Source organism: uncultured Winogradskyella sp. (assembly GCF_947501905.1).
In the GTDB taxonomy this organism is placed as follows: domain Bacteria; phylum Bacteroidota; class Bacteroidia; order Flavobacteriales; family Flavobacteriaceae; genus Winogradskyella.
This window is the reverse complement of the sequence record NZ_CANMXL010000001.1, coordinates 228,769-255,191: the sequence shown is the minus strand read 5'-3', so window position 1 is coordinate 255,191 and position 26,423 is coordinate 228,769. Positions and strand designations below refer to the sequence as shown.

The following is a 26,423-nucleotide window of genomic DNA, read 5'->3' as shown; positions in this document are numbered from 1 at the left end:
AAAAAATTAAATAACATGAAACAACTAATAACACTTACAGTAATGCTTATCGGAATGGTGGCATTTTCGCAGAATAAGAACGCTAAAGTATCTATTGAGGTCGATGGCGTATGTATGATGTGTAAAGAGCGCATCGAAAAAGCAGCAATACGAACAAAGGGTGTAAAGTCTGCTGTTTGGAATGTAAAGACACACGAATTGAAGCTTATTTTAGATGAACGTAAAACAGATATAGAAACAATTTCTAAAAAGTTAGCTGCTGTTGGTCATGACACAAAACTTATTAAGGCTACTAAAGAAGCTTATAGCTCTGTAGACCCCTGTTGTAAATATAGAGACGAAGATGTTGTAAAAGCACATAATTAATAATATAAGAAGCCTGATTTTTAAATCGGGCTTTTTTGTTTCTAATTGTTTGACTTTGTGAGTTTTTTCAGCGAACTTCGTTTGACTTGTATATCTTATTGATGTGTGTATTTAGATATTTCAATTCATATTATAATTGGTAATAGTATAAAATAAGCAAGGAAATGAATCGTGAAATTATCGACATAAATGATTATACCATTTTATTGGAAGAGGCGTCTACCGATAATAGTTTAATCGATTCATGTTTTTTTGACGAACCTGTAATAGCTATCGCCTTTTATGGTGCAGGAAATGTTGGCCTTAAAGTTAAATTTGATGGAAAAACTAAAGAATTTCATCATACTAAAGGAATGGTTTTGTCATTTTACGCCGATGACAAAGTGGCGTTTGAACATCAGGTCTCAAGATTAAAGCCTCTTCAATGCTTGGTGATAGCGACAACAATCAGAAGCATAGATAAATTGCCAAATGGTGAAGGTCAGTTTTTAGAAAAGTTTTTGCATCAGTTAGTCCACCCAAAAGATCATTATGTTGAAGGTCCTGTATTTAATATGAGCCCAGAAATGTTTCTAATAGTGGAACAATTCTTTAGCAATACTTACGAGGGTGAAATTAAAATGATGTTCTACAAAAGCCATATCACAGCTTTACTTTCTCATTATTTTGGACAATTGGCAAAACAACAACACACAACACTTAATACTTCGCAACTAGAAAAAATTAATCTAGCCCAAGAAATTTTATTATCGGATTTAGAGAATCCACCGTCCTTAACAGAATTGGCTAATAGAATTGGTACCAACACCAATAAACTCAAAATAGAATTCAAAGCACAGTTTGGCGTTCCAGTTTTCAAATACCTACAAAATGAGCGATTAAAAAAAGCCTACCATTTAATAAAGAACGAGCAAAAAACAATTCAAGAAGCTGCTTGGGCTGTAGGATACGATAGTCTTGGCTCTTTCTCTAACGCTTTTGAAAAAAAATTCGGCTATAGACCTAGCCAAGCATAAAATTCTTTTCGAATAAATCATAATTCTTTTTGAATAAGTCGCCAGCTTATAGCTGCAATAGATTTGTATCATAATTTAAAAACAATAATTATGATTAATAAATTTGTATTCAGTGTTCTAAGTTCCATTTTGATTTGGTTTCTTGGCGTTTGCTCTTTTCTTCTATCCTTTTACATTCCGATAATTGATAATCTAGATTTACAAGCAAACATAGTATTAGCTTTTGCATTAATACCTAGCGCATGTTTAGGTACGTATTTATTCTATAAAAAAAGCTACATAAAGCCTTATGTTTTAGCTATAATTTCCATAGTAGTAATTACAATTCTAGACGCTTGTATCACAGTTCCTGTATTCTTAATTCCGATTGGGATTAATCATTTAGAATTTTTTACTGACCCAAAATTTTATGCTATTGCAATTGAACTCTTCCTAATAATAATGTATTTCGGGAATCATCTAAACAATAAAAAAATCAAAGCATGAAAACTATTGTGTTTTTTATAACGGTAATATTGAATGCTCTTTCCACAGGTTTTTTCTTTGCTTGGTCGGTCTCAGTCATCTTAGGAACAAAAAAAATAGGTGACCTTACCTATTTAGAAACAATGCAAAGCATTAATAGAGAAATCTTAAATCCTGCATTCTTTATTGTGTTTTTTGGAAGTTTAATCGCATTAGCATTTACAACTTGTCTTCAGTTTAATAACAAACCTGTGTTTTGGTTAGTACTAGCTTCAGCAATAATATATCTAATTGGCACTTTTGGAATTACTGCTTTTGGAAATGTTCCATTAAATAATGAATTAGATGCTATAAACACCACCAAACTAAGTGAAGTAGAACTACAGCATTTTAGAACCTATTATGAAAGCGCTTGGAATCAATATCACAATATAAGAACCATATCAAGCATGGTTTCATTTACCCTATTACTTATATCAATATTTATTAAAAAAACATTTTAAAACAATTCATTATGAAAACAAACATTTTAGTTATCGGAGGAACTGGCAAGACTGGTCGCCGAGTAGTAGAACAATTACAAAACAGAGGAATTGAACCAAGAGTTGGTTCAAGAAACGCGTTACCAAGCTTTGATTGGGATAATAAAGATACGTGGATAGAAGCTTTAAATGGCATCGAAAAAATGTATGTCACTTATTATCCTGACCTAGCTGTTCCAGGAGCCAAGGAAGCCATAGAGAGTTTAACTTATTTAGCTAAAGAATTAGGAGTTAAAAAAATGGTTTTACTTTCTGGAAAAGGTGAAACCGAAGCAGAAGCATGTGAAAAAATTGTCATGGATTCTGGCTTAGAGTATACCATTGTAAGAGCCTCTTGGTTTAACCAAAATTGGAGTGAAAGCTTCTTTCTAGACCCAATATTGTCAGGTGAAGTGGCATTACCATTATCTGATGTTTTAATTCCATTTGTGGATGCCAATGATATTGCAGAAGTGGCTGCCACTGTTTTACTAGATGATTCTTATAATGGACAAATCGTTGAGATTACTGGTCCTGAATTAATCAACTTTAAGGATGCCGTTGAGATGATTGAGAAAGCAAGCAACAGAAATTTGAATTTCTATGATATCACGCTGCAGCAGTATACCGAAGGCATGAAACAACTACAAATACCTAGTGATGTAGTTTGGTTAATTGAGTATTTATTTAGTCATGTTTTAACCAATCCTAACAATCAATTGGTAGTTAATGATATTGAACGAGTTTTGGGTAGAAAAGCAAAACCTTTTTCCATATATGCTAAAGAAACGGCGAGTACTGGAGTTTGGAATGTAGAGATGACTCAAACCAAATAAATTGTAACAGAGACTCTAAATAACTCTAAAGTTAGTTGGAGTCTCAATTATCTAAAAATAATAACATGATGATAGTTTCCTATCCATTAATAAAGCCAAAATACTACAAGTCGCTATTAATTGATTTAGTGAATTTTATGAGGCGTCCCATAATCAAACCATCCATAGAGAAAAGTACCACTCATAAAATCTATGATACCATAGGTCTCTTTTTTATTAAGATTGTTTTTAGCGTAACAGTTGCGACTCTATTACAGTTTATTTATGAGCCCGAAAACCAGACTTCAGTAAGTATGTCGGATAGATTTGGTCCTCTAGTATTGCTTTTAGTTGGTGGGATAATTTTACCCATATTTGAAGAAATCACCTTTAGATTATCACTAAAATTTAGCTCAATTAATTTTGCTTTAACGACTGGGACATTCACCTATTATATAATAACCAAAGCCGTTTTTAAAAGCCGATTATCTTTAATGGACGATACATTTTGGTATAGAGTCATAGCCGCTGTAATTATGATGTTAATTGCATATGTTATATCCAATAGAAAACGTGTACGACAAATTTTACAAGAGTACTGGAAAAAGCATTTTAGATTGATTTATTATGTGTCGTGTATTAGTTTCGCTTGGCTACATATTTTCAATTTTGAATTGAATCTAGCCAATCTTTTATTTCTACCTATATTAACGCTTCCTCAATTATTTAGTGCAACAATTGCTGGATACACAAGGATAGCTTTTGGGTTTAAATATCCTTTGCTAATTCATATGACAACTAATACGCTGTTTCTATCCTTAACTTTTTTACCTATCAATTAATTTTGTGTGTAATGCCATTAACAAAATGAAAAGATTTAATATTATAGAATATATAATAGGAATAAAAATATAAGACATAAATTAAACTATTAGCAAAAACGTGTAATTCATTGCTAGTATTCTCCCACTTACGAAAGTTCTCGTGGATTTTCTATTCGGTTTGTATTTGCAATTTAGTTGCAGAAATACGCAACGAAACCATACACAAGCACGTAAACTAAACTTCATAAAAAAGCCCTTGATAAGAGTCAAGGGCTTTTCAGTTTTATAATTCTGTGTCGAGACTCTCGACTACATCATTCCTGGCATTCCGCCGCCGCCCATAGGAGGCATAGCAGGTGCATCTTCTTTAATATCTACTAAAGCACACTCAGTGGTTAAGATCATACCAGCAACAGAAGCAGCATTTTCTAAGGCTATACGTGTTACTTTCTTAGGGTCAATAATACCAGCTTTAAGCATATCTACGTAATCTTCAGACTTAGCATCGTAACCAAAGTCTTTTTTACCTTCTAATACTTTATTAATCACTACAGAACCTTCGCCGCCAGCATTTTCTACAATAGTTCTTAAAGGTGATTCAATAGCTTTATTTACAATCTGTACACCAGTAGTTTCGTCTAAGTTATCTGTTGTGATTTTTTCTAAAGTCTTTTTAGCGCGTACTAAAGCAACACCACCACCGGCAACAATACCTTCTTCTACTGCAGCACGAGTTGCGTGTAATGCATCATCAACACGGTCTTTCTTTTCTTTCATTTCTACTTCAGAAGCAGCACCGACATAAAGTACAGCAACACCACCAGCTAACTTCGCTAAACGTTCTTGTAGTTTTTCTCTATCATAGTCAGACGTTGTTGTTTCTATCTGTGCTTTAATTTGGTTAACACGCGCTTTAATATCTGAAGACTTCCCACTTCCGTTAACGATCGTCGTGTTGTCTTTATCAATCATTACAGATTCTGCAGTACCTAACATAGTAAGGTCTGCATTCTCCAAAGAGAAACCTCTTTCTTCAGAAATAACAACACCGCCAGTAAGGATAGCAATATCTTCTAACATCGCTTTACGTCTGTCACCAAAACCTGGTGCTTTTACAGCAGCGATTTTTAATCCACCACGTAATTTATTAACGACTAAAGTTGCTAAGGCTTGTCCTTCAACATCTTCAGCAATAATTAATAATGGACGACCAGATTGTGCAACTGGCTCTAATATTGGAAGGATTTCTTGTAAGTTAGAAATCTTCTTATCAAATAATAAGATGTATGGATTTTCTAAATCTGCAATCATCTTGTCAGAATCCGTAACAAAGTAAGGCGATAAATAACCTCTGTCAAATTGCATACCTTCAACAACGTCTACATAAGTATCCGTTCCTTTAGCTTCTTCAACGGTGATCACACCTTCTTTACCAACTTTACCAAAAGCTTGAGCGATTAACTCACCAATAGTATTATCGTTATTAGCAGAAATAGATGCTACTTGCTGAATTTTTTCAGAAGAGTTACCTACTTTTTTTGCTTGCTTTTCAAGGTCAGAAGTAATTGAAGCCACGGCTTTGTCTATACCACGTTTTAAATCCATTGGGTTAGCGCCAGCCGCAACATTTTTAAGACCCTCTTTTACAATAGCTTGTGCTAAAACGGTAGCCGTAGTCGTACCATCACCAGCCAAGTCATTGGTTTTTGAAGCCACTTCTTTAACCATTTGTGCGCCCATATTTTCAAGCTCATCTTCTAGCTCAATTTCTTTTGCTACAGACACACCATCTTTAGTTACTTGAGGTGCACCGAATGATTTTCCTATAATAACGTTACGACCTTTAGGGCCTAATGTTACTTTTACTGCATTTGCTAATGCATCCACACCACGTTTAAGTCCGTCGCGTGCTTCAATATCAAATTTTATATCTTTTGCCATGTTTCTTAGTTTTTCTTAATTAAATAATTGCTAAAATGTCACTTTCGCGCATCATTAAATAATCTTTACCTTCTAATTTAAGTTCTGTTCCGCCATATTTTCCATAAAGTACAACATCACCAACTTTTACAGTTAAAGGTTCGTCTTTTTTGCCATTACCTATAGCAACAACAGTTCCCTTTTGTGGTTTTTCTTTAGCATTATCAGGGATGATAATTCCTGAGGCTGTAGTAGTTTCAGCAGCCATTGGTTCTACAAGAACTCTGTCTGCTAAAGGTTTAATGTTTAAAGCCATTTGTTATATGTTTTGTTATTAAAAATTAAATTTACGCTACGCGTAATTCGAAAATTATGCCAAGCCTAAATGACTGACAAAGTTTCAGAATATGTGAGTTTAAAACAAAAAAGCCAACTGGAAAAGTTGGCTTTTAATATTGTGTAGAAACTAAAAATTAGTTTCCTGTGTTTGTGTCGTCATTATTTGTTGTTGCAGGTGGTGTAACAGGTTGAGTTGTTGTATCGTCTGCGTCTAATGCTTTAGAGTCGCTTACGCCTCCAGCACCATCAATAGTAATATTAGATAGTAAAATTAAAGCAATTAAAAGTGTTGCTAAAAACCATGTACTCTTATCTAAAAAGTCTCCTGTCTTTTTTACTCCACCTAATTGTTGTGTTCCGCCACCACCAAAAGAAGATGATAATCCACCACCTTTTGGATTCTGTACCATAATTACTACAACTAGTAAAAAGGCTACTACTACGATTAATATTAAAAATATTGTAAACTTAGTCATTGTCTGTATTATTTCGTTCGCTTAATTCTTTTATCGCTTTAATTTGGTCTGCAAAGAAACTACTTTTTTCTGGATATTTCAAACTTAAAATTCGGTAAGATTGTATGGCCTTGTCATAGTTCTTTTGCTCTACATAAATACGTGCTAAAGTCTCTGTCATAAGACTATCATCAGCAGTTTCATCGTTATTAACTAGCTTAGGTTTTGGTGTATTTATGGTAGGTTTTATTTTTGGATTCTCTGTTATAAATTTATCAATGGCTTCTAATTTATTAGCTATAGGTACTTTAAGTTGTGCTTTATCATTACTTCTGTCAATAGGTTTAAAGCTTGTGATTTTCAACCATTCTGAGAATGAATGTGTTTCAGAAGATGAAAATTCTAAAGGTTTCCCAATCTGAAGTTTTTCTTCAATTAAGTCAAGATTTGTTATGTCTCCAGAAATTTCAAAAGATGGTATATTTTGTTGTTCAACTTCTTTTTGCTTGAAAAGATTTGGGTCTAATACACCTTGTGTGGCTTCAACTTGCTGTTTTAAAGCATCGTCAATTGTAACACTCCTGTTAATAGAAATGTCATCGATACCGCTTACTTCAATTGCCTTGATGTATTCGGAGTTTTGTTTTATTTGCTGAGATATTTCATTCTGATTAAAAACGTCAGATGTAATAAAATCAAATAAAATACTTCTGTCAGTTGTGTGAGCTGCAGTAACTTTTAGAGCATTGTTGTATTTGTAACTGTCCTTATTTTTTAAGGCTTTAAGATACAAGGCACGTGCAGGTTGAAAATAGGGATATTTATCTACTAAAGCTTTAAGTACATCCGTTTGTTCCACCTTAAGCGTTTCTGGGTGTTGTAATATGGATGTGAGTTCTTGTAGTTGCATATTCTTATTACCAATCTGCTAAAGCGGCTTGAAAAATATCTTGAGTAATACGCTCAAAAATAGCTTCCCAAGCAGTGTCACGTTGTCCGCCTGTTAATAGTTGACTGCCTTCATAATCAAAAAAGAAAGAAAAGCGTTGTTCAAAGTTTTTTTCTTCGTCGAGGTTATTAAAATACCTCACATTTACACCAATAGTGAGTCTGTTTTGAGCGGCTGTATTATTTGCAGTTGCAGTAGTAGGGCTAATTCTGTATTCCGTAATTTCGCCTTCAAAAACTAAGTCTCCACCTGAAGTAACCAAGCTTAAGCTTGTTTGATTCTGCATTAAATCCTGAAGCGCATTTGTGAAATTTATATCTAAACCAGGTTCAATTAAGGGTGCATTATTTTGAAAAAAATTAACTTGAAATGTTTTTGCGTCACCTGTATCACCTCCAGTAAATGAGTAAAAACCACATGCTGTAAAAGTGGTAAGAATTACAAAAAGGAATAGATGTTTGAATAATCTCATTTAATAGGTGTTTGGGCGTTTCATTGTTATAAACGCATAGATATAGCCTGCATTGTCTGCTACATCAAAATCTACATTAATTAATCTGTAACCTTTATAGTGTTTTTCATTGACTAAGTCTTCTGCTTCTTGTCTTATGGTTTCAGAACTATTAGGGCTAAAGCGTTTTCTTATTCTAAATATTTCTACAGCTTTCATGTTATAAATCGTATTGTTTTATTTTTCGGTATAAGGTGCGCTCACTAATACCTAGCTCGGCTGCGGCTAATTTACGTTTTCCGCTGTGACGCTCAAGCGATTTTTTAATTAATTCTAATTCTTTGTCATGAAGTGATAATGTTTCCTCTTCTTCAATTTCTTCAGCAAAATGATATTTATCCTCAGTTTCAATAACAGGTTCAACTACTTCCTCTCTATGTTCTGGTATTGCTAAGACGGGAATATCTTGCACAGTTTCCTCTTCATTATTACCATATATTTTTTGAATCAATCCTTCGTTGTCTTTTTCAACTTCAGAAATATTGCCGCTTTTCATGAGCTCCATTGTTAACTTTTTCAAGTCGTTAAGGTCACTTTTCATATCAAATAAAACCTTGTATAAAATCTCACGTTCATTACTGAAATCACTTTCGGATTTTGTGTCATTAATAACAGCTGGTAAATTCTGTCCAGCACCAGTTGGCAGATAATTTTTTAGCGTCTGTCCAGAAATAGAGCGATTGTGTTCTAAAACAGAAGCTTGTTCGGCGACATTACGTAGCTGACGTATGTTTCCATTCCAGCGATAACTCGTTAGCAATTGTACAGCGTCATCAGCTAGTTTAACTGTTGGCATCTTGTATTTTAAAGCAAAGTCACTAGCAAATTTTCTGAACAATAAATGAATATCATCTTTACGCTCACGAAGTGCTGGAAGATTAATTTCAATTGTACTTAGTCTGTAGTATAAGTCTTCTCTAAATTTCTCTTTCTTAATAGCTTCAAACATGTTTACGTTAGTTGCTGCTACAATACGTACATCTGTTTTCTGGACTTTACTTGAACCTACTTTTATAAACTCTCCATTTTCTAAAACACGTAACAAACGCACTTGCGTAGTTAATGGTAGCTCACCAACTTCATCCAAGAAAATAGTACCGCCATCAGCGACTTCGAAATACCCAGAACGTGTTTGTGTAGCCCCAGTAAAAGCACCTTTTTCGTGGCCAAATAATTCGCTATCAATAGTGCCTTCTGGTATAGCACCACAGTTTACAGCGATATATTTGCCGTGTTTGCGATGTGATAATTGGTGTATGATTTTTGGAATACTTTCTTTACCAACACCACTTTCTCCTGTAACTAATATTGAAATATCGGTAGGTGCCACTTGTATCGCTTTTTCGATAGAGCGATTAAGTTTGGCATCGTTACCAATAATTCCAAAACGTTGTTTTATGGCTTGTATAGATTCCATATATTAATTGTTGTCTGAGTAACCTACAGCTTCACCAATTAAGGTAGCCGAAGTACAATCTGTAATTTTTACGTTTACAAAATCACCAACTTTGTAATGCTCTTTTGGGAAAACAGCTACGGTGTTTTGCGAGTTTCTTCCAGACCAATGTGCATCTGATTTTTTAGATGATTTTTCGATGAGGATTTCTTGAATTTTACCAACATTCTCTTGAGTTCTGTAATGGCTGTGCTCACGCTGTAGTGCTTGAATCTCGTTCAAACGGCGTTGTTTTACATCTGCAGGAATGTCGTCTTCCATACGGCGACCAGCTAATGTTCCTGGGCGTTCTGAATAGGCAAACATAAACCCAAAATCATACTTTACATATTCCATTAAGCTTAATGTATCTTGGTGCTCTTCCTCAGTTTCTGTAGGGAAACCAGCAATCATATCTTGACTTATAGCAATGTCAGGAATGATACGACGTATGTTATCAATCAATTCAAAATATTCTTCACGTGTATGCAAGCGATTCATAGCTTTTAGAATACGATTACTACCACTTTGAACAGGTAAATGTACATAGTTACATATGTTTCTGTGCTTAGCCATAGTTTCAATAACATCTAGCGTCATGTCTTGAGGATTAGATGTTGAAAAACGAAAACGCATTTTTGGTTGTGCCTTAGCACACATATCTAAAAGCATTGCAAAATTTACAGCAGTAGCTTTTTGCATATCGGTAGCTTTTTTAAAGTCTTTCTTTAGACCACCGCCATACCATAAAAAGCTATCTACATTTTGGCCGAGAAGTGTCACTTCTTTAAACCCTTTGTTGGCTAAATCGTTAATCTCTTCAATTATAGATTGTGGTTCACGACTACGTTCACGTCCTCTCGTAAAAGGGACAACGCAAAACGTACACATATTATCACAACCACGAGTAATAGAAACAAAAGCGGTGACACCGTTACTGTTTAAGCGAACAGGAGCAATGTCTCCATAAGTCTCTTCTTTTGAAAGAATAACGTTAATTGCATTTCTGCCATCATCAACCTCACTAATAAGGTTTGGTAAGTCTTTATAAGCGTCTGGTCCAACAACAAGGTCGACCATTTTTTCTTCTTCAAGAAATTTACTTTTTAAACGCTCTGCCATACAGCCTAAAACACCAATTTTCATTTTTGGGTTTTTACTTCTTTTTACAGCATTGTATTTTTCGAGGCGTTTGCGAACCGTTTGTTCAGCTTTGTCTCTAATAGAACATGTATTTACCAAAACTAAATCAGCTTCTTCTAAAGATTTAGTAGTATTAAAACCTTCTTCAGAAAGTATAGAGGCTACAATCTCACTATCGCTGAAATTCATTTGGCAACCATAACTTTCTATAAAAAGCTTTCTTGAGTTACTCTCTTTATTTTCTAGAATCAGGTTTTCACCTTGTTTATTTTCGTCTATAATTTTTTCCATATACATTATCTCGTTAAAACGAAATATCTCTTTGATATCAACAATTCTCAATAAGCATGCAAAGATAAGATTATTTTTAGTCTTATGACAAAGTGTCAGAGTACTGTTGTTAATTTTATAGATATTTAACGACCTAAATAATTAATTCAATCCATTACTATTGAAAATACAATTTCTGTTTATTATTAATTTGTTAGTTATTATGAGCATTGACGCTCAAAGCAATAACGAACAGTTGGAGCTTAAAATAGAAAACGATAAGTTGGTTTTAGTAGATAGGTATTACACGAGTGGTTTGTTTCTAACTTACCGTAAAGATTTAGAAGACAGTTTTGTTTTTAAAAAGGAAAATAATAATAAGCTGCAATTAAATATTACCCTTGGAAATGAAACGTATACACCAACGAATTTAAGTTCAACCGATTCAAGAGATTTTGATAGACCATACGCAGGGTGGTTTTTTATAAAAACCGAAATAGGAAAAATAAAAGTAAACTCGGCGTTCTTTATCGCAGTTGAAACTGGTATAACAGGAGAGGAAGCTTTGTCGGGAAAAATTCAAACTTGGGCACATAACTTTTTTAATATAGATGTACCAACTTGGACGGAAGAAATTGAGTCTAAATTCTTAGTTAATCTGAAAGCTAAATATATATGGAATACATTTTTTAATAAAAATCATACTTTTAAATATGTAGTAGAACCTTCTTTAGGCACTAAGGATATCTATGTGTCTAATAACATTGAATATACTTTTGGGAAACTCAACACATTTAATAACTCTTCTAGAAATAATTTTATTGATAGAACGAATACAAATGAGTTTTATGGATTGATAAGCTTAGGGCATAGATATGTTTTACATAACACTTTAATTCAAGGAAGCCTTGATTATAATGATGAGACATTTACAACTAATAATGAGCCTCATGTTTTTGAATTTAAAATAGGAGGCAGTTTAAAATTTAAAAGAAATATACTGAAACTTATCTATAATTTTAATACAAGAGAGACACCTCTATCTTCATCTCATTCTTTTGGGACTTTAAGTTTTAGTCGAAATTTTTAGTCTTATTAATCTCATTAATTCTTACTTAAAAATATGCTAAAACTAAAGCTTGATTAAATTTTAATTAGGTAGTTAAATTTTTTTTCATATACCTTTGTGACCTCAAAAAAACGAAGCATGCCGAAGAATCTAGTCATAGTTGAGTCACCTGCAAAGGCTAAAACCATAGAAAAATTTTTAGGAAAAGATTATAAAGTAGAGTCCAGTTTTGGGCACATTGCTGATTTACCTTCTAAGGAATTAGGAGTAGATGTAGATGGAGATTTTAAGCCTAAATATCAGGTTTCTAAGGACAAGAAAGATGTTGTAAAGAAACTGAAAGACTTAGCTAAAAAAGCAGAAATGGTTTGGCTAGCTAGTGATGAGGATCGAGAAGGAGAAGCTATAGCTTGGCACCTTGCCGAGACTTTAGGCTTAGATATTGAGAAGACAAAACGAATTGTTTTTCATGAGATTACAAAAAGTGCTATCCAAAAAGCTATAGAGAATCCTCGTAGTATAGATTATAATTTAGTAGATGCGCAACAAGCACGTCGTGTTTTGGATAGAATTGTTGGTTACGAGTTGTCCCCTGTTTTATGGAGAAAAGTAAAAGGAGGTTTGTCTGCAGGCCGAGTACAATCTGTATCTGTAAGATTAATTGTTGAGCGCGAACGCGAAATTCAAAAATTTAATGCTGAAGCATCCTATAGAATAGATGCTGAATTTAAAACATCTACAAGAGCAACCTTCAAAGCCAAGTTGCCAAAGAATTTTAAAACCAAGGAAGAGGCTCAGGCTTTTTTAAATAAAAATATTGCAGCATCATATTCTGTTGCTAACCTGGAGAAAAAACCAGTTAAAAAATCGCCAGCACCACCATTTACTACGTCTACATTGCAACAAGAGGCTTCAAGAAAGCTAGGCTTTTCTGTTAGTCGTACAATGAGTAATGCGCAACGTTTATACGAAGCTGGTCTTATAACTTATATGAGAACGGATAGTGTTAATTTATCTGACGAAGCAAAGCAAGGTGCTCAAAACGAAATTGTAGCGGCTTATGGTGATTCTTATAGTAAGCCACGCAATTACAAAGGAAAATCTAAAGGAGCTCAAGAAGCTCACGAAGCTATACGACCTACAAATTTTGCGAGCCATTCTGTAAATGCTGAACGAGATCAAGCAAGATTGTATGAGTTAATATGGAAACGTGCTATTGCATCACAGATGAGTGAAGCAAATTTAGAACGTACCAATGTTAAGATTAAAATCAATGGCTCTCAACCTGTTTCGGAATTGTTTTCTGCTAACGGAGAAATCATAACTTTTGATGGTTTCCTTAAAGTATATTTAGAAGGTACTGATGATGAAGATACTGAGCAATCAGGTTTATTACCAGATTTAAAAGTATCAGATGCTTTAGATAATAACTATATTACTGCAACTGAGCGTTTCACTAGACCGCCAGCACGTTTTACGGAAGCGGCTTTGGTGAAAAAGTTAGAAGAGTTGGGTATTGGTCGTCCATCAACTTATGCGCCAACAATTTCTACTATTCAGAATAGAAATTATATAGAAAAAGGAACTGTTGATGGCACTGAACGAAATTATACTCAACTTGTTTTAGAACATGATTCTATAAACGAAAAGGAGCTTACAGAAAAAGTAGGTTCTGATAAAGGAAAGCTAGTGCCTACAGATATAGGAATGATAGTTACTGATTTCTTAGTGAATCATTTTGAGAGTATTCTCGATTACAATTTTACAGCTAAGGTTGAAGCTAGTTTTGATAATATAGCTGAAGGTAAAGAAGATTGGCGAGCAATGATGAAAGACTTTTATAAAGGCTTTCATCCGCAAGTAGAAGATGTACAGGAAAATGCAGAGCGTGAATCTGGCGAACGTATTTTAGGGACAGACCCTGAAACAGGACGCCGTGTAAGTGTACGTTTAGGTAAGTTTGGGCCAATGGTTCAAATAGGAACTGTGGATGATGAAGAAAAGCCAAAGTTTGCTAGTTTATCTCCAGATCAGCAATTGAGCTCTATTACTTATGAGGAAGCAATGGATTTATTTCAACTACCAAAAGCATTAGGGCATTATAAAGATGAAGAGATTGAAGTCAATAATGGACGTTTTGGACCTTATGTTAAGTTTGGTAAAAAATTCGTTTCATTACCAAAAGGGGTTGACCCATTAAGTGTAGATTATGACCAAGCCGTTGAGCTTATTATAGAAAAAGAAAAAGCAGATGCACCTATATATACATATCAAGGTTTAGATGTGCAAAAAGGTAAAGGACGTTTTGGACCATTTATTAAATGGAACAATATGTTTATTAATGTGAATAAAAAATACGATTGGGATAATTTATCTGACGAGGATATTGTTACTTTGATTGAGGATAAAATCCAGAAAGAAAAAGATAAGCTTATTCATAGTTGGGAAGCAGAAGGTATTAGAGTAGAAAAAGCCCGTTGGGGAAGACATAATGTTATCAAAGGGAAGCAGAAAGTCGAATTGCCAAAGACTAAAGATGTTTCTGAGATGACACTAGAAGAAGCTCAAGCCATTTTAGAGAAAAACGCACCAAAGAAAAAAGCGGCTAAGAAGAAAACGACAGCAAAAAAGTAAAACTTCATGAATTTTAATTTTCTATCTCCAGTTTCAGATTCAGTTTTAGCCCATAACGAATTATTATCACAGCAAACATTAGGTAGAAAATTCAAAATACATTCTGAGCAATATGGTATGCCAGATTTAGACGAAGTACAAATTGCTATAATTGGTGTTAAGGAAAATAGAAATGATGTTAATTATATCGGAGCAGAACTTAACTTCGATGATGTTCGTAAAACACTTTACAGTTTATTTCCAGGAAACTGGCATACAATTATTGCAGATTTAGGCGATATAGAACCTGGAGAGTCTGCAGAAGATAGTTACTTTGCTTTGCGTACTACGGTAGAGTTATTAGTAGAAAAAAAAATCATACCTATTATAATAGGAGGTAGTCAAGATTTAACCTATGCCAATTATAGAGCTTACGACAATCTTCAGCCTATGGTTAATATTGTTAATGTAGATACTAATTTTGATTTAGGCGACACATCATTACCCATAAAAAACAATAGCTACTTTGGTAAAATCATATTAGAAGAACCTTATAACTTATTTAATTACTCAACGATTGGTTATCAGACCTATTTCAATTCTCAAGAAGAAATAGACTTAATGGAGCGCTTATATTTTGAAGCATATCGATTAGGTGAAGTTTCTAATAATATAAATAGTGTAGAACCTGTGATGCGTGATGCGCATATTGTTACAGTAGATTTAAAATCCGTTCGTGCTGCAGAAGTAGGAGAGCGCCTTAAATTTACACCTAACGGTTTAGACGGAAAAGAAATTTGCGCCATTACACGTTATGCAGGCATTAGTAATAAGGTATCTTCATTTGGCATTTACGAGTACCATTATACACCAAAAGATACTATAACTGCAATGTTATTGGCGCAGATTATATGGTATTTTATTGAAGGTGTAAATTGCAGAGTTAAGGATGATGACTTTACTAATGCTAATAACTATCTAAAATACAATGTTCTTATTGAAAATGAAGAACTTATATTCTTCAAAAGTATAAAGACTGGACGTTGGTGGATAGAGATTCCTTTTTTAGCAAATCTTAATAATAAATTAAAAAAGCATACGTTATTACCATGCACCCACGAAGATTACGTGGCTGCAACAGAAGGTAAGATACCGGAAAGATGGTATAAGGCGTATAGGAAGAATAACTTCTAAAAAACGCAGTTCGTCGATGTTTAAAGGAGTTTTTATCGATGAAATGCACTTTTACAAGGACGAAATGCAAAAAAAATCGAAAAAAAGTTGTTTTTTCCGATTAATTGAAATATGTTTACCATCTCAAAATTTAAGGATACTAATTTAACCTATAGTTTTTATGAAAATTAATAAGCTTGTTTTACTAATCACAGTGTTGGCTTTTATGGTAAGCTGTAACTCTGGAGACCGCGGACAAGTTGTCGGCGCAAAAGGTAAAAAATGGCACCCCGAAAAGCCTTACGGAATGACGTTAATTCCTGGTGGCGCATTTATTATGGGTAAATCAGATGATGATTTAGCAGGTATGCAGGACACACCTACAAAGACAGCTACTGTTCCAGCATTTTATATGGATGAAACTGAAATCACAAATAGTGAGTACAGACAATTTGTAGAAGATGTTAGAAATCAAATCATTAGAGAAAAGCTTGCCGAAATGGCAGACTTAGAAGGTAAGACGCCTGGTAATAATGATATTGGAGAATTTGCATATAAAGATGCAGATACCAGTAATCTTAATGCTTATCAAAAGTATATGATTAATACTTATGGTAATGAGCAACGAGAATTAAACTACGATGTAGATTTACATTTAGATACAGAAGATTATCCAGACGAGTTATATGCTGAAGTTATGGATGGGATGTATTTACCATTAGAAGAGTCTTATAATGGACAACGCTCTTGGGATGTGTCTCAATTCATTTTCAAGTATTCAGAAATGGATATCCAAGCTGCAGCAAAAGACCGTACTCTTAAGCGTTCTGATGTTGTTGAGCAAAAAGAAATTATGATATATCCAGACACAACAGTATGGATTCGTGATTTTGCATACTCATATAATGAGCCAATGCATAACGATTACTTTTGGCATGATGCTTACGGAGACTATCCTGTAGTTGGCGTGTCTTGGGATCAAGCAAAAGCATTTTGCAGATGGAGAACTATTTATCATAACAAGTATCAAGCTAGCAAGAAAAAGCAACCAGTAAACATTTATAGATTACCAAATGAAGCAGAATGGGAATATGCTGCTCGTGGTGGATTACAAGGTGCTACTTTCCCTTGGGGTAATAATTATACACTTAATGATAGAGGTTGTTTTATGGCAAACTTTAAACCATTAAGAGGTGATTATGCTGCTGATCAAGCATTATATACTGTAGAAGCAGATGCATATGAGCCAAATGACTTTAACCTTTATAATATGGCAGGTAATGTGTCAGAATGGGTTAACAGTTCATACTCAACTTCTTCTTACGAATTTATGTCAAGTATCAGCCCAAGTGTTAACGATAAAAACAACCAGCGTAAAGTAGTTAGAGGTGGTTCTTGGAAAGATGTTGCATATTACTTGCAAGTAAGTTCAAGAGATTACGAATATGCAGATTCTGCACGAAGCTACATCGGTTTTAGAACAGTACAAGATTATATGGGTACTGATAAAACTTTAAATGCAAAGAATAATTAAAACTAAACTATAAACTAAAACAATAACCTACATGTTGGGCGTCCTAAGCCCCCAACTACTAAAAACTAAAATTATGGCACAAAAAGGAAAACTTACGGTAACAAATTTCATATACGGAATGGGAGCAGCAGTAGTAATTGTTGGTGCACTATTCAAAATTCAAAACTGGCCTTATGGTGGTCTTCTATTAACAATTGGTATGATTGTAGAAGCAGGAGTATTTGCTTGGTCAGCCTTTGAGAAGCAAGAAGACGATTTAGATTGGTCATTAGTTTACCCTGAGTTAGAAGGTGGCGCATCTAAGAAAAAAGGTAAAGAAGAACCTAAAGATGCTGAAGGTATTTTATCTAAAAAATTAGATGGCCTTCTTAAAGAAGCAAAAATTGATGGAGAGTTAATGTCTAGTCTAGGAAACAGCATTAAAAACTTCGAAGGAGCAGCTAAAAATCTTAGCCCAACGGTAGATTCTTTACAAGCTCAAAAGAAATATAGCGAAGAAATGTCTTTAGCAGCAGCACAAATGGAATCATTAAACAGTCTGTATAAAGTACAAATGGAAAGCGCAAATCGTCAAGCAGCTATCAACGAAGAAGCTGTTGAGAACGCGACTAAGCTTAAAGAGCAAATGCAATCATTAGCATCTAACTTATCTTCATTAAATGGAGTTTATGGTGGTATGCTGTCTGCAATGAACAAGAACTAATTAGTTTTTAAGTATAACATATTTAATTAACCAAAAAACTAATTATGGCAGGATCAGGAAAAATATCTGCAAGGCAGAAAATGATTAACTTAATGTACCTCGTGTTTATTGCTATTATGGCAATGACAGTGGCTCCAGAGGTTCTATCGGCTTTCGGGTTGATGGAAGAAAAGTTTGAGAAAGCTAATGAGGTAACTACAGACATGAACACTAAATTACTTGCTAATTTAGAAACTAAAGGAAAGGAGAACCCAAAAGAATTTGCTGCTGCTTCTAATAGAGCAAAGCAAGTAAGTATAGCTTCAGATAAATTCTACAGATTTTTAGAAAGTCAGAAAGGAGACATTCTTAGAATGGGTGGTTACGAAGCTGATGCCACTACGGGTAGATTGCCTTTTGAGAAAATGAAAAAAGGTGATAAGCTTGATGAGAAGTGGTTTACTGGAGATCGTTTAACCAAGGAAGGAGATAAAGTAATTGCCGCTATTGAGCAATACAAAAAAGAAATCAAAGATATTTTAGGTATTGATCAATATTATACAAAATTCATAGAAAATTTTGATAAGAAGTTCGATATTTCTGAAGTAAGAGATAGTGAAGGTGTAAAGAAACAATGGTTAGATTACCACTTTAAAGGTTTCCCATCTATTGCATCGTATACCAAACTTACGGCTATGCAGAACGATGTAAAAGTTACACAAGCAGATTTAAATAATTTATTTCTAGGAAATGCAGCTGTTGAAGCTACATCTTTAGATAAGTATAAAGCTATCGTTCTAGCTGATAAATCAGCCTTCTTTGCTGGTGAAAAATTTCAAGGTAGAGTTGTTATAGGTAAATATGCTAATGTACCTCCAACTGCTCTTGAAGTAAATGGTACTAAATATGATGTTAGTAAAGTAATAGATTCTACAGGAGCTGCACGTTTAGATTTTAACGTGGGTAATGTAGGAGAGCATAAGATTGAAGGTAAATTTACATTTTTAGAAAATGGTGAGGAATTAGAAATTCCTATTATTGATGCAAATTATGTAGTAGTACCAAGACCAAATTCGGCGACAATTTCTGCTGATAAGATGAATGTAGTTTACCGTGGTGTATCTAACCCGATGACTATTTCATTTGCTGGTGTACCAGATAATAAAGTAAGAGCTTCAGCTCCTGGATTGTCAGGTTCTGGAGGTAAATACATAATGAAGCCTCAATCAGGTAGAGAAGTTAAAATTTCTGTAACTGGTACTCTTGATGATGGTTCTACAGCTAGCGATAGCAAAACGTTCAGAATTAAAGATTTACCAAAACCTTTAGGAGCATTTAATGGTCAGAACGGTGCTAAGTTACCAAGGAATAATGTAGAGATAGGAAAATTATCAGCAAGTTTTGGTGATGATTTTGATTTTAGTTTACCGCTTAATATTCAGTCTTTTACCATGAAAGTGCCTGGTAAGCCATCAGTGAACTGTACTGGTAACAGATTAAGCTCCGCAGCTAAAACAGCATTACGCTCAGCACGTAGAGGTGATATCGTTCAGTTCATAAACATTAAAGCAAAAGCAACAGGTACTTCAGTAAGAATAAAAACTGTAACACCAGTTGTTATTGAGTTAGCAAACTAAAATATATTGAAGCTAGACACGTTTTAAAAATAGCCTCAAACGTTTAAAACAGATTTAAAATGAAATTAAAGCAATTATTATTAACCGGTCTTGGTATCATTACCATCAATGGTATGTTTGCACAAGCAAATATCCTTAATGCAAAGATTCCAGAAGAAATTGGTGTAAAAACTGAAGAGCAGTTGCTTTTAGATAACGACGAACCTTTGGAATATGGTTATGTAGACGATAGAGACCGTTTGTACTCTAAAATGACTTGGGAAAAAGTGGTTTTAGATGAGCGTGTTAACTTTCCGTTATACTATCCTGTAGATACCAATAATATTGGTCCAGACCGTCGCTCGTTATTCCATGTATTGTGGAAAGCAGTTAAATCTGGAGACATTCCTAAAGTATATGCAGATTCTTATTTTTCTCAAGAACGTACATTTGAGGAATTACAACAATCCATGCAAAAAATTGATACTTTAGATATCGGTTTTGACCAGTTCAATGCAGATGGTTATGTTGACCCTGAATATATCATTCAACGTGATATTGAGGCTTATGATATTAAAGCGTACTTAGTAAAAGGGCTTTGGTATTTTGATAAGCGTCAAGGCGAAATGAAATTCCGTCTTTTAGGTATCGGCCCTGCCGCACCGGATGTAAATTTTATTGATTCGGATGACGAAGCAAATAAAGAGCCTATTCCATTATTTTGGGTATTTTATCCAGAGGCAAGAGGTATTTTACATGAGGCTAAAGCATTCAATAATAAAAATAGCGCCATGCCTATATCCTTTGATCACATTTTAAATTCTAGGCGTTATAATGGCTATATGTATAAAGAAGAAAACGTTTATGGCGATCGCGAAGTCAAAGATTACGTTAAGGATAATGCCTTAATGCAACTCTTAGAATCGCAACGTATAAAGGATAAGATTAGAAACTTTGAACAAGACATGTGGAATTATTAATTCTACTATTCTAATAAAACTAACGCTCACTGAAAAGTGGGCGTTTTTTATTGCATATAAATCTCTCATGTTGATATGAGTCAAGACCTTTTTTGTAGTTTTGTCCAAATGAAAAAGGTAGACTTTATAGTTATTGGTTGCGGTTTGGCAAGTATTTCGTTTTGTGAAGTTCTTAAGGCAAATAACAAAACATTTATGGTGTTTGACGATGCATCTCAACAGTCTTCAATAGTTGCGGCTGGGTTATATAATCCAGTAATTTTAAAACGTTTTTCTGAGGTATGGAAAGCACAAGTGCAATTAGATATCGCATTACCTTCTTACGCTAAAATTGAAAATGAATTAAATGTAAAAGTAGATTATCAACATTCAATTTTTAGACGTTTCAATTCTATTGAAGAGCAAAATCTTTGGTTTACCGCATCAGATAAACCTTCATTAGAACCGTTTTTATCAACAGATATAAAGCAAAACAACAACAAATATATAGATGCCCCTTTTGGATTAGGAGAAGTGCTTCATGCTGGGCGTGTTGACACGAAGCATCTTATTTCTGCATATAAAAAAGACTTAAGCTCAAAAGATAGTATGCGTGAAGAACGATTTCATTATGACAAATTGAATATAGGTGACAGTGATGTATCGTATAAAAGTATTATCGCAAAACATATCATTTTTGCAGAAGGTTTTGGAGTCAAGCAAAACCCGTATTTTAATCATATACCATTAAATGGAACAAAAGGAGAAGTCTTAACCATTAAAGCACCAGATTTAAAGTTAGATAGCGCATTGAAGTCATCAGTATTTATTGTTTCTATAGGAGACGATTTGTATAAAGTAGGCGCTACTTATGAATGGACAGACAAAACCAATACACCTACTGAAAACGCAAAAGAAGAATTAATTTCAAAATTAAAGACCTTTATAACCTGCGATTTTGAAGTTATTGATCATAGTGCAGGAATAAGACCAACAACCGGAGACAGAAGACCTTTGGTTGGCGTGCATCCAGAACATGATAATTTATATGTTTTAAATGGCCTCGGTTCTCGTGGTGTCATGATTGGACCTTATGTAGCTCAGAAGCTTTTCAATTTTATTGAAAAAAATATAGAATTGGATACCGAGATAGATATTAATCGTTTTGAAAACTAGTTAGTCAAACTACTTTTTTACAAAAGATTTGTCATAACTCATAAACAGATTAATCCAAATATTACGAGATATGCGCATGATTATAGGCATAAAACCGATTAGAGTTAGCACTATAGCAATAAATGCTGCGAGAAGAGAAGTTTCTAACAACACATAGCTAATTAAAAATGCAACTACTGCAAAAGCAATTCCAACACCATAACTCACATACATTGAACCATAAAAAAATGAAGGCTCCATACGGTATTTTGTATGACAATGAGAACAGTTGTCATGTATTTTTAGAGTTTCAGAAATCATATAGGGATTCTTTTCTACATACATAGATTCTTGATGACATTTTGGGCAAGCACCAAACAAAATACTATAAAGTTTCATTCCTTTTCTAATCATAGCTAAAAACCTTTACTTTTGCGTTTTTTAATACAATGCAAAGATAGTTTTTTACGGATGTAGCATTGTAGCAATTGTAATGTTTGTTGTAATTGTATTATACTAAAAATCTATGCTTAATATACATAACCTTTCCATATCATTTCAAGGCGAATATCTTTTTGAAGATATTACCTTTAAATTAGGTAATGGCGACAGAATAGGCCTTATCGGAAAAAACGGAGCTGGTAAGTCTACCATGCTTAGAATCTTATCAAAAGAGCAAGAAGCTGATACAGGTCAGATTGCAGCGGATAAAGATTTAAAGATTGGTTTCTTAAAACAAGATATAGATTTTGATTTTGGAAAAACAGTACTTGAGGAATCTTATGAAGCATTTAAAGAAATTAAAACTTTAGAGAAGCAACTCGAAGACATAAATACACAATTGGCAGAACGTACTGATTATGAAAGTGAGTCTTATAATCAATTAATGATAGACTTAAACGAAATTCAGCATCAGTACGAAATTTTAGGCGGTTATAATTATCAAGGTGAAACTGAAAAAATACTTCAAGGTTTAGGTTTTAAACGTGAAGATTTTAATAAACTCACCGATACATTTTCTGGAGGTTGGCGTATGCGTATTGAGCTGGCAAAGTTGTTACTTCAAAATAATGATTTGTTATTACTCGATGAGCCAACAAACCACTTGGATATAGAATCTATTATTTGGTTAGAAAGCTTTTTGAAAAATTATCCAGGTGCTGTTGTCATTGTATCGCATGATAAAATGTTTTTAGATAATGTTACCAATCGTACTATCGAAATTTCTTTAGGACGTATCTACGATTATAACAAACCATATACTAAGTTTTTGGCATTGCGTCAAGAAATAAAAACGCAGCAATTAGCCACACAAAAAAATCAAGAAAAACAAATTCAGCAAACCGAAAAACTGATAGAGAAATTCCGAGCAAAAGCATCAAAAGCAACAATGGCACAATCGCTCATTAAAAAGTTAGAACGTATGGATCGTATTGAGGTTGATGAAGAGGATAATGCAGTTATGACTTTGAACTTTCCTATTTCTGTAACACCAGGAAAGGTTGTTGTTGAGATTGAAGATGTCTCAAAACATTATGGCGATTTACAAGTACTACATAATGTGAGTATGACTATTCCTAGAGATACAAAAACAGCATTTGTGGGACAGAATGGTCAAGGAAAGTCAACATTAGCAAAAATCATAGTAGGTGAGATTAAACATCAAGGAGATTTAGCCTTAGGACACAATGTGCAAATTGGATATTTTGCTCAAAATCAAGCTGAATATCTTGATGGTAGCAAAACGGTTTTAGATACCATGATTGATGCTGCAAATGAAACCAATCGGAGCAAAGTTAGAGATATTTTAGGTTCTTTTTTATTTAGAGGTGAAGAGGTAGATAAGTATGTCAGAGTTTTATCTGGAGGAGAGCGAAATAGATTGGCACTTGCAAAACTTTTGTTACAGCCTTTAAATGTGCTTATCATGGATGAGCCAACCAATCACTTAGATATTAAATCAAAAAATGTACTTAAAGATGCGTTGAAAAAATTTGAAGGCACGCTGATTTTGGTGTCTCATGATAGAGACTTTTTGCAAGGATTAACAGAAACAGTTTATGAGTTTAAAGACCAAAAGGTAAAGCAATATCTCGGAGATATAGATTATTACTTAGACCAACGTAATCTCGAAAATTTAAGAGAAGCAGAAAAACGAACAGTAGTAGCTAAAGCAGTCAAAACAACGAGCAGCAAGCAGAGCTATGAAGAACAGAAAAAATTAAAATCTTTAAATAACAAGCTTAGCAATATCGAATCTAAAATTAATGACTTAGAAAAATCAGTTAAAGAAGATGATATGGCTTTAGCAACTAATTATGATGAGACTGCTGCTAATCCTGATTTTTTTGATGCCTACCAAAACAAAAAGAAAAAGCTAGAACAGCTCATGGAAGATTGGGAAGAGGTACAAGAAGCAATAGATAATTTGAGTTAGATATTATGGAAGAACATTTTTTTCAATGTCCGTATTGTTGGGAGCAAATTTCTATGCTTATAGATGTGTCTCAAACCCAGCAAATCTATATTGAAGATTGTGAAGTCTGTTGTAATCCTATTCAAATACATGTCATATCAGATGGTACCTCAGTACAAGAAATTAGCCCATCTAGCATAGAACAATAATCTTTTTTATATAGGCAATTTTCTTAAATAGTGCATTTCATCGAAAAAACACTTTGTTTTATCGGTAATATCGAATAAAAATTTATATTTGATGTAGTTAAAACGGTTCCCTCGCCCAAATCGCTCAAATATGAAAACGTTTTACTCACTAATAGTATGCCTATTATTAACTGCATTCTCCCATGCAGATATATCTGAAATCCAGAAAGATGCCCTTATAGATTTGTACAATTTCACTGATGGTGATAATTGGAAAAACTCTTGGGATTTATCAAAACCAGTTTCTACTTGGCACGGTGTCACAATAGAAAAGGAGCAAATCACAGAATTAAAATTAGCATTCAATAACCTTAACGGTACTTTACCAACTAGTATAAAAGAGCTAAGCACTTTAAGAGTTTTAGATTTATCATTTAATAGTTTAGTTGGGGAATTACCTTCAGAAGTTTTTGCCTTACATCAATTAGAGACTTTAAAATTATTCTCTAATAATTTTGTAGGAGAATTATCCGAAGAGATAGGTAAAATGCAAAACTTAAAAGTTTTAGAGATATATAATAATAGTTTTACAGGTGAGATACCAAGTGCTATTGGTAAATTAAATAAAATTGAAAATTTAGGTTTAAGCAGTAATTTATTTACTGGGAAATTACCTTCTGAAATTTCAAATTTAGACAAGCTTAAAATTCTAAGTGTTTTTGATAATAAATTATTTGGAACAGTTCCTAGTAACATTGGAGAATTGTCTAATTTAGAAGAGTTAATCCTATCTAACAATAGTTTTTATGGCCAATTACCATCTAGTATAGCTAGATTAGGGAACCTCAATACCTTATTACTTGGTAATAATAATTTTACAGGTAATTATGCCAATTTACAATTAAAAATGCCAAATATTATAACATTTGAAATTGATGTAGATAACACTAAAGGAGAGTTAGTGACTCTAGATGAAGAAGTTGACGACAACTAAAATTTAGCTTTAATAAAGTAGAGATAACCTTCAATAAAAATTGAAGGTTATTTTTTTGATAGTTCTTTTATAATCTAAAAAAAGTATTATCTTTGCCATCCAATATCGCGGGATAGAGCAGTAGGTAGCTCGTCGGGCTCATAACCCGAAGGTCACTGGTTCGAGTCCAGTTCCCGCTACTAGATAAAGCTTCACAGAAATGTGAGGCTTTTTTTATTTCCAAGACTTAGAACTAATGTTTCCACATTTTTCGGATTTTGTTCTTTTCACGATTCATCTTGGTGCCAACCAAAGTGTCCCAAAGTAGAAGCCCTGATATTTTTTCGACCTTAGAGGTTTCAACGAGAAAATTTTCAAGAGGTTCACTTGTAATTTTATTAGGGATAATAAAGGACCACATGTTTATTGTTCCAGTATTATTTTCAACAAGGATAGATTTAAAAAATGCATGTGGAATAGGTAGTGATACTTTTATGTTTTCGTCGTCATCACCTATCATTTCAATTTCTTCATCAAAAAAGAATAAAGGACCAGAAATTACATAGGTTTCAAATACTTTTTTAAGACTATTTAAATCTCGTACAGCAGTTTCTAAACGTTTCCAAATGCCTCTATTAAACATGGGTCTTTGAGGGGCCATGTTTGAGAGTAAAAAGGTCTCACTGTTTTGAATATCTACCTCTATCTGATTAGCACTAGAAACCAAATGACCTCTATCGTAACCCGAGCCTTCGTAAACATCTAAATCTGCTCTAAAACGCTCCGGAATTCTATAATCTGGCCTAAAATTATCCAAACGACTGACATCGGTTTTGTCTGGGTCTATAATTTCTAAAGCCCATTTGGCTTGTCTAAAATAATAGGAGTAACCTATAACATAAAAACGATTAAATAATATCTGGTCTGCTGTTGGTAGACCATACCTTGTTTCTCTTTTGAGATTAGAAAGATGGTTCATAAACTTGGTTTAAAAATTCGGTTTAAAATGTTAGCTA

26 protein-coding genes and 1 tRNA gene are annotated in these 26,423 nt (G+C 33.8%); 17 read left to right on the top strand and 10 right to left on the bottom strand.

The window, feature by feature from the left end; all coding sequences use genetic code 11:
• Positions 1 to 15: 15 nt before the first annotated feature.
• The 5 genes from Q0770_RS01240 (at position 16) to Q0770_RS01220 (ending at position 4,025) form a co-directional block, all read left to right on the top strand.
• Positions 16 to 366: a heavy-metal-associated domain-containing protein gene (locus tag Q0770_RS01240; protein ID WP_299113197.1), complete on the top strand. Its 351-nt coding sequence runs from the start codon at positions 16 to 18 to the stop codon at positions 364 to 366.
• 164 nt (positions 367 to 530) lie between these two features.
• Positions 531 to 1,382 carry an AraC family transcriptional regulator gene (locus Q0770_RS01235; protein ID WP_299113196.1) on the top strand — a complete coding sequence of 284 codons (852 nt, stop codon included), beginning with the start codon at positions 531 to 533 and terminating at the stop codon, positions 1,380 to 1,382.
• Positions 1,383 to 1,864: 482 nt separating this feature from the next.
• Positions 1,865 to 2,350, top strand: coding sequence for a DUF1772 domain-containing protein (locus Q0770_RS01230; RefSeq protein WP_299113195.1), 486 nt, complete (start codon positions 1,865 to 1,867; stop codon positions 2,348 to 2,350).
• Between the two features lie 11 nt (positions 2,351 to 2,361).
• Positions 2,362 to 3,204, top strand: coding sequence for an SDR family oxidoreductase (locus Q0770_RS01225; protein WP_299113193.1), 843 nt, complete (start codon positions 2,362 to 2,364; stop codon positions 3,202 to 3,204).
• A gap of 65 nt (positions 3,205 to 3,269) precedes the next feature.
• Positions 3,270 to 4,025 (top strand): hypothetical protein, encoded by a 756-nt coding sequence (locus Q0770_RS01220; protein WP_299113191.1) that lies wholly within the window; start codon positions 3,270 to 3,272, stop codon positions 4,023 to 4,025.
• Positions 4,026 to 4,316: 291 nt separating this feature from the next.
• Here Q0770_RS01220 and groL read toward each other — a convergent pair whose 3' ends face one another.
• From groL to miaB, 8 genes are all read right to left on the bottom strand, one after another.
• Positions 4,317 to 5,948 (bottom strand): chaperonin GroEL, encoded by a 1,632-nt coding sequence (groL, locus tag Q0770_RS01215; RefSeq protein WP_299113190.1) that lies wholly within the window; start codon positions 5,946 to 5,948, stop codon positions 4,317 to 4,319.
• Between the two features lie 19 nt (positions 5,949 to 5,967).
• Positions 5,968 to 6,243 carry a co-chaperone GroES gene (gene groES, locus Q0770_RS01210; protein ID WP_299113189.1) on the bottom strand — a complete coding sequence of 92 codons (276 nt, stop codon included), beginning with the start codon at positions 6,241 to 6,243 and terminating at the stop codon, positions 5,968 to 5,970.
• 157 nt (positions 6,244 to 6,400) lie between these two features.
• Positions 6,401 to 6,742: a preprotein translocase subunit SecG gene (secG, locus tag Q0770_RS01205; protein ID WP_299113188.1), complete on the bottom strand. Its 342-nt coding sequence runs from the start codon at positions 6,740 to 6,742 to the stop codon at positions 6,401 to 6,403.
• Positions 6,735 to 7,631 (bottom strand): hypothetical protein, encoded by an 897-nt coding sequence (locus tag Q0770_RS01200; protein ID WP_299113187.1) that lies wholly within the window; start codon positions 7,629 to 7,631, stop codon positions 6,735 to 6,737. The genes secG and Q0770_RS01200 overlap by 8 nt, the downstream gene beginning before the upstream one ends.
• 7 nt (positions 7,632 to 7,638) lie before the next feature.
• Positions 7,639 to 8,142 (bottom strand): LptE family protein, encoded by a 504-nt coding sequence (locus tag Q0770_RS01195; protein WP_299113186.1) that lies wholly within the window; start codon positions 8,140 to 8,142, stop codon positions 7,639 to 7,641.
• Positions 8,143 to 8,340 carry a hypothetical protein gene (locus Q0770_RS01190; protein ID WP_295832751.1) on the bottom strand — a complete coding sequence of 66 codons (198 nt, stop codon included), beginning with the start codon at positions 8,338 to 8,340 and terminating at the stop codon, positions 8,143 to 8,145. It lies immediately after the preceding gene.
• Position 8,341: 1 nt separating this feature from the next.
• Complete coding sequence (locus tag Q0770_RS01185) at positions 8,342 to 9,598, bottom strand: sigma-54-dependent Fis family transcriptional regulator (RefSeq protein WP_299113184.1); 1,257 nt, start codon at positions 9,596 to 9,598, stop codon at positions 8,342 to 8,344.
• Positions 9,599 to 9,601: 3 nt separating this feature from the next.
• Positions 9,602 to 11,050 (bottom strand): tRNA (N6-isopentenyl adenosine(37)-C2)-methylthiotransferase MiaB, encoded by a 1,449-nt coding sequence (gene miaB, locus Q0770_RS01180; protein WP_299113182.1) that lies wholly within the window; start codon positions 11,048 to 11,050, stop codon positions 9,602 to 9,604.
• Positions 11,051 to 11,210: 160 nt separating this feature from the next.
• Between miaB and Q0770_RS01175 the strand changes: the two genes are divergently transcribed.
• From Q0770_RS01175 to Q0770_RS01140, 8 genes are all read left to right on the top strand, one after another.
• The gene (locus tag Q0770_RS01175; RefSeq protein WP_368667005.1) at positions 11,211 to 12,119 is read left to right on the top strand and encodes a lipid A-modifier LpxR family protein; all 909 of its coding nucleotides are present in this window, start codon (positions 11,211 to 11,213) and stop codon (positions 12,117 to 12,119) included.
• Between the two features lie 117 nt (positions 12,120 to 12,236).
• Complete coding sequence (gene topA / locus Q0770_RS01170; RefSeq protein WP_299113178.1) at positions 12,237 to 14,732, top strand: type I DNA topoisomerase; 2,496 nt, start codon at positions 12,237 to 12,239, stop codon at positions 14,730 to 14,732.
• Between the two features lie 6 nt (positions 14,733 to 14,738).
• Complete coding sequence (locus Q0770_RS01165; protein WP_299113176.1) at positions 14,739 to 15,905, top strand: formimidoylglutamase; 1,167 nt, start codon at positions 14,739 to 14,741, stop codon at positions 15,903 to 15,905.
• A gap of 160 nt (positions 15,906 to 16,065) precedes the next feature.
• Positions 16,066 to 17,418 (top strand): gliding motility lipoprotein GldK, encoded by a 1,353-nt coding sequence (gene gldK, locus Q0770_RS01160; RefSeq protein WP_299113174.1) that lies wholly within the window; start codon positions 16,066 to 16,068, stop codon positions 17,416 to 17,418.
• A gap of 73 nt (positions 17,419 to 17,491) precedes the next feature.
• Entirely contained in the window at positions 17,492 to 18,121 is a 630-nt protein-coding gene (gldL, locus tag Q0770_RS01155) for a gliding motility protein GldL (protein WP_299113172.1), read from the top strand.
• 44 nt (positions 18,122 to 18,165) lie between these two features.
• Entirely contained in the window at positions 18,166 to 19,737 is a 1,572-nt protein-coding gene (gene gldM, locus Q0770_RS01150) for a gliding motility protein GldM (RefSeq protein ID WP_299113170.1), read from the top strand.
• A 59-nt stretch (positions 19,738 to 19,796) separates the two neighbouring features.
• A complete protein-coding gene (gldN, locus tag Q0770_RS01145) occupies positions 19,797 to 20,696 on the top strand; it encodes a gliding motility protein GldN (protein ID WP_188373745.1) in 900 nt (299 codons plus the stop codon).
• A gap of 108 nt (positions 20,697 to 20,804) precedes the next feature.
• Entirely contained in the window at positions 20,805 to 21,851 is a 1,047-nt protein-coding gene (locus Q0770_RS01140; RefSeq protein ID WP_299113167.1) for an FAD-binding oxidoreductase, read from the top strand.
• Positions 21,852 to 21,860: 9 nt separating this feature from the next.
• Here the strand turns inward: Q0770_RS01140 and Q0770_RS01135 are convergent, their stop codons facing one another.
• Positions 21,861 to 22,244: a DUF983 domain-containing protein gene (locus Q0770_RS01135; protein WP_299113164.1), complete on the bottom strand. Its 384-nt coding sequence runs from the start codon at positions 22,242 to 22,244 to the stop codon at positions 21,861 to 21,863.
• A gap of 112 nt (positions 22,245 to 22,356) precedes the next feature.
• On the opposite strand from Q0770_RS01135, the gene abc-f reads away from it, so the two are divergent.
• The 4 genes from abc-f to Q0770_RS01115 all read left to right on the top strand — a co-directional run bounded on the left by abc-f (position 22,357) and on the right by Q0770_RS01115 (position 25,607).
• On the top strand, positions 22,357 to 24,267 hold the full coding sequence (gene abc-f / locus Q0770_RS01130; protein ID WP_299113162.1) for a ribosomal protection-like ABC-F family protein: 1,911 nt from the start codon (positions 22,357 to 22,359) through the stop codon (positions 24,265 to 24,267).
• 5 nt (positions 24,268 to 24,272) lie between these two features.
• Entirely contained in the window at positions 24,273 to 24,455 is a 183-nt protein-coding gene (locus tag Q0770_RS01125; protein ID WP_299113160.1) for a CPXCG motif-containing cysteine-rich protein, read from the top strand.
• Positions 24,456 to 24,585: 130 nt separating this feature from the next.
• Entirely contained in the window at positions 24,586 to 25,428 is an 843-nt protein-coding gene (locus Q0770_RS01120; RefSeq protein WP_299113158.1) for a Two component regulator three Y domain protein, read from the top strand.
• A 106-nt stretch (positions 25,429 to 25,534) separates the two neighbouring features.
• Positions 25,535 to 25,607 (top strand) — tRNA-Met (locus tag Q0770_RS01115).
• A gap of 53 nt (positions 25,608 to 25,660) precedes the next feature.
• Here the strand turns inward: Q0770_RS01115 and Q0770_RS01110 are convergent.
• On the bottom strand, positions 25,661 to 26,386 hold the full coding sequence (locus Q0770_RS01110) for a DNA/RNA non-specific endonuclease (protein WP_299113155.1): 726 nt from the start codon (positions 26,384 to 26,386) through the stop codon (positions 25,661 to 25,663).
• Positions 26,387 to 26,423: the final 37 nt, after the last annotated feature.

Coding starts and splice junctions, on each gene's coding strand:
- Q0770_RS01110 (WP_299113155.1), bottom strand. CDS start 26,386: ATGAACCATCTTTCTAATCTCAAAAGAGAAACAAGGTATGGTCTACCA.
- abc-f (WP_299113162.1), top strand. CDS start 22,357: ATGCTTAATATACATAACCTTTCCATATCATTTCAAGGCGAATATCTT.
- Q0770_RS01200 (WP_299113187.1), bottom strand. CDS start 7,631: ATGCAACTACAAGAACTCACATCCATATTACAACACCCAGAAACGCTT.
- gldM (WP_299113170.1), top strand. CDS start 18,166: ATGGCAGGATCAGGAAAAATATCTGCAAGGCAGAAAATGATTAACTTA.
- Q0770_RS01240 (WP_299113197.1), top strand. CDS start 16: ATGAAACAACTAATAACACTTACAGTAATGCTTATCGGAATGGTGGCA.
- Q0770_RS01120 (WP_299113158.1), top strand. CDS start 24,586: ATGAAAACGTTTTACTCACTAATAGTATGCCTATTATTAACTGCATTC.
- groL (WP_299113190.1), bottom strand. CDS start 5,948: ATGGCAAAAGATATAAAATTTGATATTGAAGCACGCGACGGACTTAAA.
- gldK (WP_299113174.1), top strand. CDS start 16,066: ATGAAAATTAATAAGCTTGTTTTACTAATCACAGTGTTGGCTTTTATG.
- gldL (WP_299113172.1), top strand. CDS start 17,492: ATGGCACAAAAAGGAAAACTTACGGTAACAAATTTCATATACGGAATG.
- Q0770_RS01135 (WP_299113164.1), bottom strand. CDS start 22,244: ATGATTAGAAAAGGAATGAAACTTTATAGTATTTTGTTTGGTGCTTGC.
- Q0770_RS01225 (WP_299113193.1), top strand. CDS start 2,362: ATGAAAACAAACATTTTAGTTATCGGAGGAACTGGCAAGACTGGTCGC.
- miaB (WP_299113182.1), bottom strand. CDS start 11,050: ATGGAAAAAATTATAGACGAAAATAAACAAGGTGAAAACCTGATTCTA.
- gldN (WP_188373745.1), top strand. CDS start 19,797: ATGAAATTAAAGCAATTATTATTAACCGGTCTTGGTATCATTACCATC.
- Q0770_RS01165 (WP_299113176.1), top strand. CDS start 14,739: ATGAATTTTAATTTTCTATCTCCAGTTTCAGATTCAGTTTTAGCCCAT.
- Q0770_RS01190 (WP_295832751.1), bottom strand. CDS start 8,340: ATGAAAGCTGTAGAAATATTTAGAATAAGAAAACGCTTTAGCCCTAAT.
- topA (WP_299113178.1), top strand. CDS start 12,237: ATGCCGAAGAATCTAGTCATAGTTGAGTCACCTGCAAAGGCTAAAACC.
- Q0770_RS01220 (WP_299113191.1), top strand. CDS start 3,270: ATGATGATAGTTTCCTATCCATTAATAAAGCCAAAATACTACAAGTCG.
- groES (WP_299113189.1), bottom strand. CDS start 6,243: ATGGCTTTAAACATTAAACCTTTAGCAGACAGAGTTCTTGTAGAACCA.
- Q0770_RS01235 (WP_299113196.1), top strand. CDS start 531: ATGAATCGTGAAATTATCGACATAAATGATTATACCATTTTATTGGAA.
- Q0770_RS01195 (WP_299113186.1), bottom strand. CDS start 8,142: ATGAGATTATTCAAACATCTATTCCTTTTTGTAATTCTTACCACTTTT.
- Q0770_RS01185 (WP_299113184.1), bottom strand. CDS start 9,598: ATGGAATCTATACAAGCCATAAAACAACGTTTTGGAATTATTGGTAAC.
- Q0770_RS01140 (WP_299113167.1), top strand. CDS start 20,805: ATGAAAAAGGTAGACTTTATAGTTATTGGTTGCGGTTTGGCAAGTATT.
- Q0770_RS01125 (WP_299113160.1), top strand. CDS start 24,273: ATGGAAGAACATTTTTTTCAATGTCCGTATTGTTGGGAGCAAATTTCT.
- secG (WP_299113188.1), bottom strand. CDS start 6,742: ATGACTAAGTTTACAATATTTTTAATATTAATCGTAGTAGTAGCCTTT.
- Q0770_RS01230 (WP_299113195.1), top strand. CDS start 1,865: ATGAAAACTATTGTGTTTTTTATAACGGTAATATTGAATGCTCTTTCC.